Annotated in this window: 14 protein-coding genes; 4 read left to right on the plus strand and 10 right to left on the minus strand. The window is 68.1% G+C overall.

The window, feature by feature from the left end; all coding sequences use genetic code 11:
- Entirely contained in the window at positions 1 to 1,047 is a 1,047-nt protein-coding gene (locus ASG60_RS12940; protein ID WP_056385897.1) for a lysylphosphatidylglycerol synthase domain-containing protein, read from the minus strand.
- Positions 1,048 to 1,117: 70 nt separating this feature from the next.
- Positions 1,118 to 1,522 (minus strand): hypothetical protein, encoded by a 405-nt coding sequence (locus ASG60_RS12945; RefSeq protein WP_200918879.1) that lies wholly within the window; start codon positions 1,520 to 1,522, stop codon positions 1,118 to 1,120.
- Between the two features lie 242 nt (positions 1,523 to 1,764).
- Here ASG60_RS12945 and ASG60_RS12950 point away from each other — a divergent pair, with 242 nt between their 5' ends.
- Entirely contained in the window at positions 1,765 to 3,078 is a 1,314-nt protein-coding gene (locus ASG60_RS12950; protein ID WP_056174171.1) for a hypothetical protein, read from the plus strand.
- A 109-nt stretch (positions 3,079 to 3,187) separates the two neighbouring features.
- Positions 3,188 to 3,463 (plus strand): hypothetical protein, encoded by a 276-nt coding sequence (locus ASG60_RS12955; RefSeq protein ID WP_056174174.1) that lies wholly within the window; start codon positions 3,188 to 3,190, stop codon positions 3,461 to 3,463.
- Positions 3,464 to 3,569: 106 nt separating this feature from the next.
- Here ASG60_RS12955 and ASG60_RS12960 read toward each other — a convergent pair whose 3' ends face one another.
- The 8 genes from ASG60_RS12960 to ASG60_RS23165 form a co-directional block, all read right to left on the minus strand.
- The gene (locus ASG60_RS12960) at positions 3,570 to 4,937 is read right to left on the minus strand and encodes a sigma-54 dependent transcriptional regulator (protein ID WP_056173943.1); all 1,368 of its coding nucleotides are present in this window, start codon (positions 4,935 to 4,937) and stop codon (positions 3,570 to 3,572) included.
- A gap of 55 nt (positions 4,938 to 4,992) precedes the next feature.
- The gene (fliN, locus tag ASG60_RS12965) at positions 4,993 to 5,337 is read right to left on the minus strand and encodes a flagellar motor switch protein FliN (RefSeq protein WP_056173945.1); all 345 of its coding nucleotides are present in this window, start codon (positions 5,335 to 5,337) and stop codon (positions 4,993 to 4,995) included.
- An 18-nt stretch (positions 5,338 to 5,355) separates the two neighbouring features.
- A complete protein-coding gene (locus tag ASG60_RS12970) occupies positions 5,356 to 5,943 on the minus strand; it encodes a FliH/SctL family protein (protein ID WP_056385899.1) in 588 nt (195 codons plus the stop codon).
- Positions 5,940 to 6,992, minus strand: a complete 1,053-nt coding sequence (gene fliG / locus ASG60_RS12975) for a flagellar motor switch protein FliG (protein ID WP_056173951.1) — start codon at positions 6,990 to 6,992, stop codon at positions 5,940 to 5,942. The genes ASG60_RS12970 and fliG overlap by 4 nt, the downstream gene beginning before the upstream one ends.
- A gap of 44 nt (positions 6,993 to 7,036) precedes the next feature.
- The gene (gene fliF / locus ASG60_RS12980; RefSeq protein ID WP_056386105.1) at positions 7,037 to 8,650 is read right to left on the minus strand and encodes a flagellar basal-body MS-ring/collar protein FliF; all 1,614 of its coding nucleotides are present in this window, start codon (positions 8,648 to 8,650) and stop codon (positions 7,037 to 7,039) included.
- A 230-nt stretch (positions 8,651 to 8,880) separates the two neighbouring features.
- Positions 8,881 to 9,156 carry a DUF1153 domain-containing protein gene (locus ASG60_RS12985; protein WP_018044452.1) on the minus strand — a complete coding sequence of 92 codons (276 nt, stop codon included), beginning with the start codon at positions 9,154 to 9,156 and terminating at the stop codon, positions 8,881 to 8,883.
- 101 nt (positions 9,157 to 9,257) lie between these two features.
- A complete protein-coding gene (locus ASG60_RS12990; RefSeq protein ID WP_056173954.1) occupies positions 9,258 to 9,935 on the minus strand; it encodes a flagellar hook capping FlgD N-terminal domain-containing protein in 678 nt (225 codons plus the stop codon).
- A gap of 13 nt (positions 9,936 to 9,948) precedes the next feature.
- Positions 9,949 to 11,511 (minus strand): flagellar hook-length control protein FliK, encoded by a 1,563-nt coding sequence (locus tag ASG60_RS23165; RefSeq protein WP_244476653.1) that lies wholly within the window; start codon positions 11,509 to 11,511, stop codon positions 9,949 to 9,951.
- Between the two features lie 334 nt (positions 11,512 to 11,845).
- Between ASG60_RS23165 and mnmA the strand changes: the two genes are divergently transcribed.
- Together mnmA and ASG60_RS13005 are read left to right on the plus strand one after the other, a co-directional pair.
- Positions 11,846 to 12,994 (plus strand): tRNA 2-thiouridine(34) synthase MnmA, encoded by a 1,149-nt coding sequence (gene mnmA / locus ASG60_RS13000; protein WP_056264206.1) that lies wholly within the window; start codon positions 11,846 to 11,848, stop codon positions 12,992 to 12,994.
- A 37-nt stretch (positions 12,995 to 13,031) separates the two neighbouring features.
- Positions 13,032 to 13,685, plus strand: coding sequence for a class I SAM-dependent methyltransferase (locus ASG60_RS13005; RefSeq protein WP_056385902.1), 654 nt, complete (start codon positions 13,032 to 13,034; stop codon positions 13,683 to 13,685).
- Positions 13,686 to 13,913 lie beyond the last annotated feature (228 nt).

A 13,913-nucleotide genomic window follows, 5' to 3' on the forward strand; every position in this document is an offset into this window, starting at 1 on the left:
CTACACCCGGGGCGAGACCACCGTGGCGCGGCGCGCCTCCAGCATCTGCCACGCGATGAGGGCCGGCACGCCCAGCACCACGTCGGGCACGCGCTTGGCCAGCGACAGCGCCAGCGCCGTCCCGGGATCGAGGCCGAACAGGCCGCCGAGGAGCACGAACCCGCCCTCCTGCACCCCAAGGCCGCTCGGCACCGGGAACGCCGCGGACTTGATCGCCTGACTCAGCGCCTCGATCACCACGATCTCGGTCCACGGCACCCCCTCGACGCCGATGCAGGCGAGCGCGATCCAGATCTCGACGGCGCCCATGCCCCAGGCGAGGAGGTGGAGGCCGAATCCAGCCGCGAGCGCACCGCGCCGATCCGGGGCCCAGACCGCGTCGAGGGCGTCGTAGACCCCGCCCGGCGCGCCGTTCCGCGGCGTCACGGCCGCGCCAGCCCAGCGGCGCATCCGGTCGGTGGAACGGCGCACGAGGTCACGGGCCGCGCCGCTGCGCTGGACCGCGAAGAAAGCCGCGACGATCACCGCCGTCACGGCGAGCGCCCCCGCCGTCCAGGTCGCCAAGGCCTCGGCGGTGCCGCCGCCCACCTGCGCAAGCAGCACCACGCCGAGGAGCGCGAACAGCCCCTGGGTCGCCACCTGCATCAGCATGTCGACGAGGATCGAGGCCGCCGCCAGGGACCCCGCCACGCCCCAGAACGTCAGCAGCCGCCCGCCGACCACATCGCCGCCGACGGACGCCACCGGCAGCAGCACGTTGATGCCCTCGCGCACGAAGCGCAGGATGAGGAACGCCCCCGCTTCAACCTGAGCGAGCCCCGCAAGGAGCCGCGCCCAGGCGAAACCACAGGTTGCCACGATGGCCGCCCGCACCAAGACGATGCCGATGAGGCCGAGGGCGCCGATCCGCCCGAACGCCTCCCCGACCGCATGCAGATCGTGCGTCACCACGAGCCAGATCCCGAGGCCCAATCCCAGAATCGTCCCGATCAAGGGCAGCCGGCGCAGGAGCGCCCGGCCGATGGCGCCGGTCGAAGACGGCTTCATGATGGGCGATCCTGGCGGATCGAAACGCTTCGGATCTGCATCATCGCGGGGGGCGGATAGCCTCGGAAATTCAGGGCGCACGCGGCCCGGAACACGGATCTTCCGGAGTGCCGGGCGGCGTTAGCTTAGCTTTGGGGCCGAAATCGGGGAGGAGGGCGGCGAGGATCGCCCGGCGGTCCCCCGCCGGGTCGATGAGGACGATGCGCCCCTCGGCGAGGCTCGCGGTCGTCGCCACCGCCACGGTGCGTTTCGGGCATGGTCCGAGGCAGCCGACCTCGACGAGGCGGGGCTTGAGGAGGCCGCCCTTCGACGACCCGCCGCACTCCTTCAGGGCGCGTTTGAGGATCGTGCGCACGGCGCCCTTGGGCAGTCCCTGACGCTTGGCGCATTTGGTGCAAACGAGAACGACATCACCGAATTTGGCCCGGGCGTACCGGATCTTATCGGGCGTCACATCGGTCAGGTCTCGTGTCATCGTGTTCCTTGGCGGGGCGGTCTGCCCGGCGTTCATTCGTTCCTGCGCTCGACCCAGCCGCTCGGGTCTAGCCACCCGGGCTCGACCGCTGAAGCCACGCCTTAAAAAGGGCCGAAAAACACGGGACTTCCCAGGGTAACGGCATGGGGTCGAAAGGGCTCCGCGCCGCCTCCGGTGCCATGGGTGCCGGAAGCGCGGTGTGGGGTCGCGTTCGCGCGCCGAGCCTTCAGGAATCCGATGCGATGAATGTCGACGAGGTCAAGCAGTCGGAGCGCCTGCGCGGGGTCATCGACCTCGCGCTGCGGGCGGTCCCCGATCTGCGGCGCAACGCCGAGACCGTAGAACCGATCCCCACCGGCCGGGCGCCGACCCTTCTGCGCAGGGCGAGCGAACGCCTCGACTGGCGGCGCCTTCCCGGCCTGCGGCCGGCATCCTCCAAGCCGCCGAACCTCACCATCGACCTGATCCGCAACTTCAGCGTCTTCGTGCTGCTACCGACGCTGATGCTGGCGATCTATCTCTACGGTTTCGCCGCCAACCAGTACGTCGCCGAAGCACAATTCACCGTCCGGGGCAATGTCGAGCCCATGGAGGAGGCTTCGGTCGGCCAGTTCGCCGACCTGATCCAGAAGCATAACAGTCAGGACAGTTTCATCGTCAAGGACTATATCCAGAGCCAGACGCTGGTGTCCAAGATGGAAGAAACGTTGAAGGTCTCGGCGATGTTCGCCCGTGACGAGGCCGATTTCTGGACCCGCTATCGGCCGCCCCAGCCCATCGAGGACCTGGCTCGATACTGGCGTAAGCATGTCATCGCCCGTATCGATGTGATCTCGGGCGTGATCACCCTGACGGTTCGCGCCTTCACGCCGCAGGATGCGCTCGCGATCTCCAAGGAGGTGATCGCGCGCACTGAGGTGCTGATCAACCAGATCTCGCGCGCGGCCCAGGCCGATCTCGTCGCCCATGCCGAAGCCGATGCCGTGCGGGCGCAAACACGCCTGCGCGAAGCCCACCTCGCCCTTCAGAAATTCCGCAACCGCTGGGGCATCATCGATCCGATCAAAGCGGCGGAAGCGACGCTGACGACCCTCGGCAGCCTGCGCAAGGATCAGCTCAAGGCCGAAACCGATCTCCAGGTTCTGCGTGGATCGAACCTCGACGAGAAGTCCCGCAGCATCCAGACCCTCGTCGCCAACCTCGCGGCGATCCAGCAGCAGACCAAACGGCTTCAGGATCAGCTGACGACGGAAGGTCTCTCGGGTTCCGACCCGTCGAACAACATGACCCGGGCGCTGCTCGAATACGAAGGGCTGCAGGTCGAGAAGACCATCGCGGGCAAGCTCAACGAATCCGCCAATCTCATGGTCGATCGGGCCCGCGTCGCGGCCACGAAGCAGCAGATCTTTCTGGCGACCTTCGTGCCGCCGGATCTGCCCATCGCCTCGCTTTATCCGCAACGCGGATATGCCCTCGTCGTCGGGTTCTTCTGCTTCCTGGTGGTGTGGAGTTCCATCGCCCTGATTGTCGCCGGTCTGAAGGATCAGCGTCTCTGAGGCTGCGACCGATCCGGCCGGATCGGATCGCGGCTCTCGGTCACCGGTTCGTCGTGGTATTTCGCCGAGCCGGCATTCCCGCCCGCCCATGCGTCACAGCCGGAACGACATGTCCGAATTCTCCGACCTCATCGCTCGCGCCGTAAACCCGTCCATGACGCGCGAGGCACGGGAATCCGTCTACGGCGTGGTCAAGGAAGCGGTGCAGCGTCTCCAGACCCGCGATGGGCTGGCGGCGGACGATCCACGCATCGCGCTGCAGCAGCACCTCGTCGAGGAGACGATCCGCGACGTCGAAGCCGATATCGCCCGCTTCGTGTCCCTGGAGAAGCTCGAGCGGGCGCACGCGGCCCAGGTCGCCGACGAGGCCGCGCGGAACCGCTGAGGGCCATTGGGGGGTGAGCTGAACCCAATCCCCCGTAAAGCGGTCTCCCTGGAGAGCCAGCGGCGAGCCCCGGAATGCTCGTCGGAGCGCCTCCTGCGCCCGGGCGTCAGCCGTAGGCGGCAGCCGCCCGCGCGCTGCCGGGTTCGGCCACGCTCAGACCGGCATCGACATACTCGTTGAGCTTGTTCCGCAGGGTCCGGATCGAGATGCCGAGGATCTTGGCGGCATGCGTCCGGTTGCCGAGGCAATGGTCGAGGGTGTCGAGGATCAGGTCGCACTCCACCTGCGCCACCGTCTGGCCGACGAGGCCGCGGGTGGCGGCTTCGGCGACGCGCGCGGCACGCTCGGCCGGACCGGCGGCGGGACCACCGATGCTTTCGCCCTCGGGCGTCAGGATCGCGTCGGGGCCGATCTCCGGACCGGAAGCCAGCAGAACCGCCCGGTGAAGGGTGTTCTCGAGTTCCCGCACGTTGCCGCGCCAGGGATTGGCACGGACGAGCCCCTGCGCCTCGCGGCTCAGGGGTCGCACGGGCACGCCGTTCACCTCGGCGTATTTCCGGGCGAAGTGGCCGGCGAGTTCGAGAATATCGGCGGGGCGCTCACGCAGAGGCGGCAACTTCAGGTGAACGACGTTGAGGCGGTAGTATAGATCCTCGCGGAACGTGCCCTTTCGAACCTCGTCGAGGAGATTGCGGTTCGAGGTCGCGAGCACCCGGATATCGACCTTGACCGGCGCCGAGCCGCCGACCCGGTCGATCACCCGCTCCTGGAGGGCACGCAGCAGCTTCGATTGCAGCCGTACGTCCATCTCCGAGATCTCGTCGAGGAGGAGGGTGCCGCCACTGGCTTCCTCAAAGCGGCCGATGCGGCGGGCGACCGCGCCGGTGAAGGCACCCTTCTCATGGCCGAACAGCTCGGATTCGAGGAGCGCCTCGGGGATCGCCGCGCAATTGACGCAGACGAAGGGCTTGGCCGTGCGGTTCGACTTGCCGTGGACGTGACGGGCCAGCACCTCCTTGCCGGTGCCGCTCTCGCCGGTGATGAGCACGGACGCCTCCGAGCGGGCGACCTGTTCGGCGAGCTTCACCACCCGCTCCATGGAAGCATCCCGCCAGACGAAGGCACGCCCGTCTTCGGAGACCGCCTGCAGCACCGCGGCGATGAGCTCGGGGTCGGGGGGCAGGGGAATGTATTCGCGTGCGCCCGCCTGGATGGCCGCCACCGCCGCCTTGGCGTCGGTGGCGATGCCGCAGGCGATCACGGGCGTGCGGATGCGTTCGTCGGTGAGCGCGGTGACGAGTTCGCGGATCGGCAGACCGACATCGATCATGATGAGGTCGGCGCCCTTGGCCCGCAGCACAGCCAGTCCCTGCGGCAAGCTCTCGGCGTTGGTGACCGCCGCTCCCCGGTTCATGGCGATCTTGGAGGCGGTGACGAGTTCGCCGTTGAGGCGTCCGATGATGAGAAGCCGCATGGCTCAAGGTCTCCGTGTCGGGGCCTCGCGGGGGCGCGCGGTGGGCCGGGAATGGTCAGTGATCGTTCTTGATGATCTCGGTCATGGTCACGCCGAGGCGCTCCTCCACGAGGACGACCTCGCCACGGGCGACGAGGCGGTTGTTGACGAAGATGTCGATGGCCTCGCCGACCTTGCGGTCGAGTTCGAGCACGGCACCGGGCTGGAGCCGCAGCAAATCACCGATGGGCATGCGCGAGGAGCCGAGCACCGCCGAGACCACCACGGGCACGTCGAAGACCTGTTCGAGGTCGGCTGCACTCTTGGGTGTGGTCGGCGCCTCACGGATGGATTCGGTGCCGAGTCCATCGAAGGACGCATCCATTCCATTGAGCTGCGGCAGGGTGAAATCGTCCGACATGGTCTGGCTTTCAAAGGATCAGGCGTTGAGGCCGAGGGCATCGAGCACGGCGGCTTCGATGCGGGCGCGGTCGCGCACCACACCGCCGTCGGCCCATTCCATCCGGGCATCCCCCGGAGCGAGGTCGGGTTCCCCGAGAACCACGAGGCGGCCCTCGAAGCCACGCTCGCGCGCCAGACGCTTCACCAGGGCTTCGGCTTCGTCGACGAGGCTCTCGTGGACGCGGACCACGAGGTGAGGCACGCCGCGCAGATGCTGCAGGGCGGAACGGGCCGCATCGCCGATGGCGGCCAGGGGCTGCGCATCGAGGGCCTCGCCGGCGATGCGCCGGGCCAGCGCCACGGCGAAATCCATGGTCTGCGCCTCGCGCTCGGCGTCGCGTGCGTCCGCCTGGCCGAGCAATCCGGCCGCGGCGAGCCCGAGGCGCGTAAGGGCATCGGCCATGCGACCCTGCGCCTGCATCTCGGTCTGGGCGCGGCCCTCCTGCACGCCACGGGCGTAGGCGTCGGCCACCGCCTCGGCCAGGGCCGCATCGTCCTTGGGCGAGGCGACGCTGGCGGGGCGGGGCCGGAAGTCGGTGTCGAACAGGAAGGGACGGGCGTTCAATAGACCAGTTCCTCTTCACCGCTCGACTTGGCGATCATGATTTCGCCCTTCTCGGCCAGGTCCTTGGCGAGTTCGGTCATCTTGGCCTGGGCCTCGTCGACCTCCTTGAGGCGGATCGGCCCGAGCGATCCCATCTCGTCGGTGATGTTCTTGGCCGCCCGGGTGGACATGTTCGACAGGAAGAAGCCGCGCACGCGCTCCTCCGCCCCCTTCAGGGCCCGGCACAGGGTATCGTTGTCTATCTTGCGCAGGAGGGTCTGCACGCTGCCCGGATCGAGCTTCAGCAGATCCTCGAAGGTGAACATCAGCTGGCGAATCTTCTTCGCCGACCCGCGGTTGGCCTGATCGAGGGCGGCGAGGAAGCGGCCTTCCGTCTGGCGGTCGAAGGCGTTGAACACATCGGCCATGAGCTCGTGGGCGTCGCGCCGCGTCGTCTGGGCGATGGTCGAGACGAACTCGACGCGCAGGGTCTCCTCGATGTGGCGCAAGGCCTCCTTCTGCACCGTCTCCATGCGCAGCATCCGGTTCAAGACGTCGATGGCGAAATCCTCGGGCAGGATGGTCAGCACCTTGGCGGCGTATTCCGAGCGGACCTTCGAGAGAACCACGGCCACCGTCTGCGGGTACTCGTTGCGCAGGAACGAGGCGAGGATCTCGGGATCGATCTGGGTCAGGCTCGCCCAGACCCGCTTGCCCGAGGCCCCCTTGATCTCGGCCATGATCGAGGAAACCTGATCCTGCGGAAAGATCTTGAGGAGAAGCGATTCGGTCCGCTCGAAGTTCGACGTGATGCCGCCGCCCGACGACAGGCGCGAAACGAAATCGACGATGAGTTTCTCCACGGTCTCGGCCTCGAGGGAGCCGAGCTGGACCATGGCGTGCGAGACCTTCTTGACCTCGTCCTCGTCGAGCATCTGCCAGATCGGCGCACCTTCGGTATCGCCGAGCAGCAGGAGGAGGGCGGCGGCGCGCTGGGTGCCGGGCATGGCGGCGAAGGCCGCTCCGCCGGCATTGGCCAGTTCCGCCGCGATGTTCAAACCCGAGGACATGGCCTCAACTCCTTAGGGACGACGCGCGAAAGGCTAGGCGGATCTCAGTTGTCGTTGATCCAGTTGCGCAGGACCTCGACGGTCTCGCCGGGGCTGGCACGGACCATGTCGACCACTCGTTGCACGGTTTCGGCCTGAACCTGGCCGTTGATCTTGGCGAAATCGACGAGGCGAGCGGTCGGGTTGTCGCGTGGCGCCATCATCGCATCCAGCGCAGGGTCGCCGGTGCTCGCGGACGGGCCGGCCACCAGTGCGATGGCGACGGGCTCGGCGGTGAGCACCCTGCGCAGGAGCGGACGCACCACGGCGAGCAGCACGATGAGGGTCAGCATGGCCAGGACCGTCAGCTCGACGATGCGCATGACGTCCTCCTTGGAGGGAGACATCAGGGACTGGACGAGGCTCGGCTCGATGAACTCGGGCGGGGCCGGAGCCTCCGCGAAGCGAAGGTTGACCACCTCGACCTGATCGCCGCGCGCCTTGTCGAAGCCGATGGCCGTGCGCACCAGGGTCGTGATGCGTTCGACTTCGGCCGCCGGGCGCGGCTGGTAGGTGGGTTTGCCGTCGGCCCCCGGAACGTAGGCTCCGTCGACGAGGACCGCCACGGAGAGCCGCTTGACCCGGCCGCCCTCGACAACTTCGGTCTTGGTCACCCGCGAGATCTCGTAGTTGGTGGTCTCTTCGTTCTTGTTCGTGGAATCCTTCTGGGCCGGGGCGGCGCCCGGCTGATTGGCTCCGGGCAGTTCGTTGCCGACGCTGACGGCCCCCTCGGTCCCACCCGTCAGGGAGGTCTCGCTGCGGGTCTGGGTCGAGCGCACCACGCGGCTCTCGGGATCGAAGCTCTCGGAGCGGCTCTCGATGCGGTTGACGTCGAGTTCGGCGCTGACCTGCACCCGGGCGCGACCGGCACCGACGATGCCGGCGACGATCTCCTCGATCTGCGCGCGCAGGCGCCGTTCGAGGCCGACCTGTTTCTCCTCGAGCCCCAGCCCCTTGTCGGCCTCCGCGTCACGGGCGCCATCGGCGAGAAGTCGGCCGCGCTCGTCGACGATGGAGACCCGCTCGGGCTTGAGCCCCTCCACCGCCGAGGCGGTGAGGTGGCGGATGGCGCGCACCTGGGACGGATCCAGGTCGCCCATGAGCTTGAGCACGATGGCGGCGCTCGGCGTCTCGCGGTCACGGTCGAACAGGCGCCGCTCGGGGATCACGAGGTGGACGCGCGCGGCCTGGACCCGGCCGATGGCGCGGATGGAGCGGGACAGTTCCCCCTCGAGGGCCCGCAGGTGGTTCACGTTCTGGACGAAGTTGGTGGACGAGAACGCATCGCCCTTGTCGAAAATCTCGTACCCCACACCCGCCTGGCCCGGCAGCCCCTTGCCGGCAAGATCCATGCGCAGGCGGGGAAGATCGGCGCGGGGAGCCATGATGGTCTGACCGGCATCGCCCTTGGTCTCGTACTTGATGCCCCGCGCATCGAGGTCGCGGATCACCGCGGAGGAGTCGGATATGGACAGGTCGGCGAACAGCACGCCCATGTCGGGCTTCGAGACGCGAAGGATCACGAAGGCGAAGAAACCGATCAGCGTCATGGTGACGGCGGCCATGGCGGCCAACCGCGCCGGCCCCAACTTCATCACCAGTTCGAGAACCGATTTCACCGCGCGACGCACCCACCCGAACAAGCGTGGCGGACACCCCGCCCCCGCCCGGCAAAATTTGCCCAGGCCGTGGTTAGCGAGCGGTTAACGATGCGGAGACCATCGCGGGAATCCGAACGAGCGCCCCCGAAAACACGAAAAAACCGCGTCCCCTGGGGGGCGCGGTCTTTCGAGAGGATCGGCGGGCGCTTTCCCCGTCGGACGAGGCGGTCCCGGTCAGATCCGATTCGTCAGTGCCGGTAATGCTGGATGCGCGTGGTGCGCAGGCCGGCAAGGCCGTGCTGGTCGATGGAGAACTGCCAGCTGAGGAACTCCTCGGTGGTGAGGGTATAGCGCTGGCAGGCCTCCTCCAGGCTGAGCAGGCCACCCCTCACGGCGGCGACCACCTCGGCCTTGCGACGGATCACCCAACGGCGGGTAGTCGTCGGGGGAAGATCGGCAATGGTTAATGGACTACCATCAGGCCCGATCACATACTTCACTCTCGGGCGGCTTGGTTCGGTCATGATACGCTCTACAACTCGACTGACCTGTCGAGATTGGAAGCTACTTGCCTCCACTTAAAATATGTTGAAGCGGAACGATTGCATCTGATTCGTCTCGACGCTCATGTGGACAACCCTGTTCCGATGCTCCGCACGCTGCCGATCGGAACCCGTGCAGAGTCGATCAGGAGGACCGGTGCGGTGCCGCTGAGATCGATCCCGTCGACCTTGCCGGTGATCTGCGTATCGACGTTCACCTGGGTCCCCGTCGCGTCGCGGGCATCGACCTTGATGGAATAGGTTCCCGACGGCGCGCTCATCCCCGTGGATGCCCGCCCGTCCCATACATAGCTCTGCGCCCCGGCCGGCATGGCCTTGCTCTGCGTCGCCACCACGTTGCCCTGGGCATCCGTGATGGTGATGGTCGCCTGGGTGGCGGCGCGCGAGGGCGTCAGGGTCCAGGTGGCCGAGCCGCCGGCCAGATCGGCGGTCTTGCCGTCGGCGGTCACGGTCTGGCCGATGAAGCCCGTGGCGGAAGCCGAACTCGACGCCTTGGCATTGGTGAGGATCGAGTCGAGGCGATCGTTGGACTTCAATTGCTGCTCGACGCCCGCGTACTGCACCAGCTGCTGGGTGAACTGGTTGGTGTCCATCGGGTCGAGGGGATTCTGATTCTTGAGCTGCGTCGTCAGCAGCGTCAGGAATTGCGTGAAGTTGCCCGCGATCTCCTGGGCGGACGTCCTGGTGGTCGAACTCGCCGACGCGGCGGTGTTCGCCAAGCTGCTGATGCCGGATGACATATCGGATGCCCCTTCAGATTCGGATGTCGAGGCCGGTCAGGCCCCTCAGGGTGCGTACGGGGATGGCTTCGAGGGCGGCGCGGCCCTCGGGCTGGTGGGAAAGGCCGGGTCCACCGGAGCGGCCATCGGGGCGGCGCCCATCGGAGCCCTGGTTCTCCGTGCCCTGGCCGCCGGACTGCGTGTCGCTGCGCAGGGACAGGCTGATGTTGGCCTCAGGGGCGTCGAGGCCGGCCTGCGAAAGGGCCTGCTGCAGGCTGCCGGCATCGCGCTGGAGCAGGGCGAGGGTCTCGATGCGGTCGACGACGAGATGTGCCATCACCGTCCCGCGCTCCTTGTCGATGTCGAGGCTGACGTCGATGCGTCCGAGTTCACCGGGATCGAGCCGGATCTCGAAATGGTTCGAACCCTGAAGTGAGCGTAGGCCGATGGTCATCGGCACGGCTCCCAACGGTACGGCGGGCGCGGCGGCTTGCGGCGCGGGGGCGGCCGTGACCGACGCACCGGACGCCGCCGTTGCGGCGGGCGCGGCCGAGAAGCCCGGCACGAGCGCATCGAAATTCTCCCGGACGGCGGACAACCCTTCGGGCATGGCGAACGCCGCGACGGGCTCGGCGCTGCCGAACGCCTCGTGCACGGCCACCGCCGCATCGGACTTGCCGCCGAGTGCCGGATCGAACGTTCCGGCCGCCGATATGTCCGGCCGGGCAAGGGTATTCTGCCCAGCGGCGGCGGGCGCCTCGCCCCTGGGCGACGGGACGCTCCCGGATGGAAGCTGGAGCTGACCCGTCGAGGACGAGACTTGCCCGGTCACGGCTGAGGCCTGACCCGCCGCATCCTGCCCCCCCGACACCGCGTCCCCAGCGACGGATGTCTGTCCCCCTTGGCCGGGTCCTACTTGGAGCATGGGCTGGGGCGGAGGGGGCGCGGGCAGAACGCCGAAGCCCATGAGGGAGATGGCCGGCTCGTCGGCCGACAGCCCGGCGGGGTCCGTGTCCTCCTCCGTCCCGTCGCCGGCACCCACTTCCGAGGGGCCGGTGATCGCCGCGATATCCGAACTGGCGAGGACCGCCCCGGCCATGCCCGCCTCGGGGGAGCCCGCAGCGCCGGCCGGAACGGGGGCGACGACGCCTGCCCGGTCCTGCGACAGGGCGTTCGTCCCAGCCCCAGCCTCGCCGAATGGGCCGGCATTCGCCTTTGTCGAGACCTTCGCCGGAGGAGCCGGCACGTCACGCACGGCTCGAACGGGCGCCGGTGAGCTTTCAGCCTCGGATGAATCGATCCTCGATGGCCCGGCCTTGGTCCGTTCCGTGGTCCGGGTCTGCCCCGTGTCGATGTCCGGCGTCCGGGCTCGCTCGGATCGGCTGGCGATGTTCGCGCGGGCAAGCTCGGCCCGGGCGGTCTGCGTACGGGCGTCCGGTGTACGGACGTCCTGGGACCGGGTGGCCACAGTCGCACGGGACGGTTCGGGATCACAAACGACGAAAGCGGCCCGTGCCGGGGCTTGCGCCGAAACACGGGGGGCGGTCGGCGTCGCACGGCGCAGGAGAAAATCCGTTTCGAGGAACGTCTGCGCCATGGGTCCAAGGTCTCCTTGTCGGATCCTGGAGCAAGGGACGCGCCAGCCTCCCGAACCAGTCAATATCTTGTAAAGACGAGATTTTTTCGCAGCGGCCCGAAGGCGATCCGGCGAAATCTGCGCGTCGCCCGGCAGAACTTGCCGGGTCTGCAGCGGGATGCCCGACTTCGCGTAAGCCGTTTCGTTCCTAGAGACGCGCGCTCTTCGAAGGCGCGGCCCGAGTCCGTTCCGGTGGCGATCGGCCCTGCCGGCCCTATCCCTGGAACTCGGGCGCAAGGAACGCTATAGACTCGCGACCGGGACCGGACCGGCCCCGTCGGTGAAACCTGGCGCGATGAATTCCCTCGATCTTCCCAAGGCCCCGCACGAGACGCGTGTCGTCGTCGCCATGTCCGGCGGCGTCGATTCCTCCGTCGTGGCCGGCCTCCTGAAGCGCCAGGGCTACGACGTCGTCGGCATCACGCTCCAGCTCTACGATCATGGTGCAGCGACCCATCGCAAGGGCGCCTGCTGCGCCGGCCAGGACATTCACGATGCCCGCCGGGTCGCCGAAGTCCTCGAGATCCCGCATTACGTCCTCGATTACGAGGATCGGTTCCGGGAATCGGTGATCGACAGGTTTGCCGAGAGCTACCTCGCGGGCGAGACGCCGATCCCATGCGTCGAGTGCAACCGGTCCATCAAGTTCCGCGATCTCCTCGCCACGGCGCGCGACCTTGATGCGGACGCCCTGGCGACGGGCCATTACGTCGCGAGCCGGCCCATGCCGCAGGGCGGACGCGGCCTGTACCGCGCCCTCGATCCCGCCCGCGACCAGAGTTATTTCCTCTACGCCACCACGGGCGAGCAGCTCGATTTCCTGCGCTTTCCCTTGGGTGAATTGCCGAAGGACGAGACCCGGCGCCTCGCCCATGAGCTCGGCCTGTCGGTCGCACAGAAAGCGGACAGTCAGGACATCTGCTTCGTGCCGCAAGGGCGCTACGCCGACGTCATCGCCCGCCTGCGCCCGGACGCTGCCCGGGCCGGCGATATCGTCGATCTCGCCGGCCGGATCCTCGGTCGCCACGAGGGCATCGTCCACTACACCGTCGGCCAGCGCCGGGGCCTGCGCCTCGCCGTCGGCGAACCGCTCTACGTGGTGCGTCTGGAGCCCGACACCGCCCGTGTCGTCGTCGGCCCGCGCGAGGCCCTGGCCACCAGTCGCATTCGTCTCACCGACGTGAATTGGCTGTCCGAAAGCGTGCCGGTCGATCTGTCCGTGGCCGTGCGGGTCCGGTCGACCCGGGAGCCGCGCCCGGCCCATCTCACCCTCGACACCGCCGCCGGCACCGCCGAGGTCGTTCTGGCGACGCCCGAAGACGGCGTCTCGCCGGGCCAGGCCTGTGTGATCTACGCGGATGACGGCCCGCGTGCGCGGGTGCTCGGCGGTGGCACCATCCGGCGCATCGACGCGTTGCAGGCTGGAGCCGCGCAGGCGGCCTGACCCACTCTTCCACTTCCCACAGGACTTCGAGATCGACATGCTGAGCGAGCCGCGGGAGGCCGGTCCGAGCACCGCCCTGATGCGCAAGGCCTATGCCCGCTGGGCGCCGGTCTACGACGTCGTCTACGACAAGCTGACCGAACCCGCCGCCCGCGACGCCGTGGAAGCGGCCGTGGCCTGCGGCCCGCGCATCCTCGAAGCCGGCGTCGGCACCGGCCTCTCCCTGGGGTACTACCCGCGCACCAGCTTCGTCTGCGGAGTCGATCTGTCCGAGGACATGCTGAAGCGCGCCCGCGCCAAGGTGCTCCGGCGCGGCCTCACCCACGTGCGCGGTCTCCAGGTGATGGACGTCTGCCGCCTCGGCTACACCGATGCTAGCTTCGACGCCGTGGTGGCCCAGTTCCTCATCACCCTGGTGCCGGATCCGGAAGGCGCCCTATCGGAGTTCCTGCGGGTGGTGCGGCCGGGCGGCGAAATCGTGCTCGCCAACCATTTCGGTCAGACGGACGGGCCTATGGCCAAGGTCGAGGAGATCGTCGCCCCGCTCTGCACCAAGATCGGGTGGTCGTCCGACTTCAAATCCACACGGATCGAGGCCTGGGCCCGCACCAACGGCGTCGAGTTCATCGGCGTCGCCCCGACCTTCCCGGGTGGCTTCTTCAAGATCCTGCGGATGCGCAAACGCCCCTGATACCGAAACCCCGCGAACCTCTGAATCCGGCCCGGCGCGTCCCGCACGCTCCGGGCTTCTTCATGATTGCGGCTTGGAATTTCATCCTCCTCCGAAGGTCCTTCGCGCGGTCGCACCGGACCAAAGCGTGGCTGTGGCGAGGTCGCAACACCCCAAAACCATCCAGACTTTGCCTTGGGAGGCGCCAGCCCCCGCCGCGATCCCGCCATAAACCGGGACCACCTCATG

Source organism: Methylobacterium sp. Leaf469 (assembly GCF_001424745.1).
Taxonomy (GTDB): domain Bacteria; phylum Pseudomonadota; class Alphaproteobacteria; order Rhizobiales; family Beijerinckiaceae; genus Methylobacterium.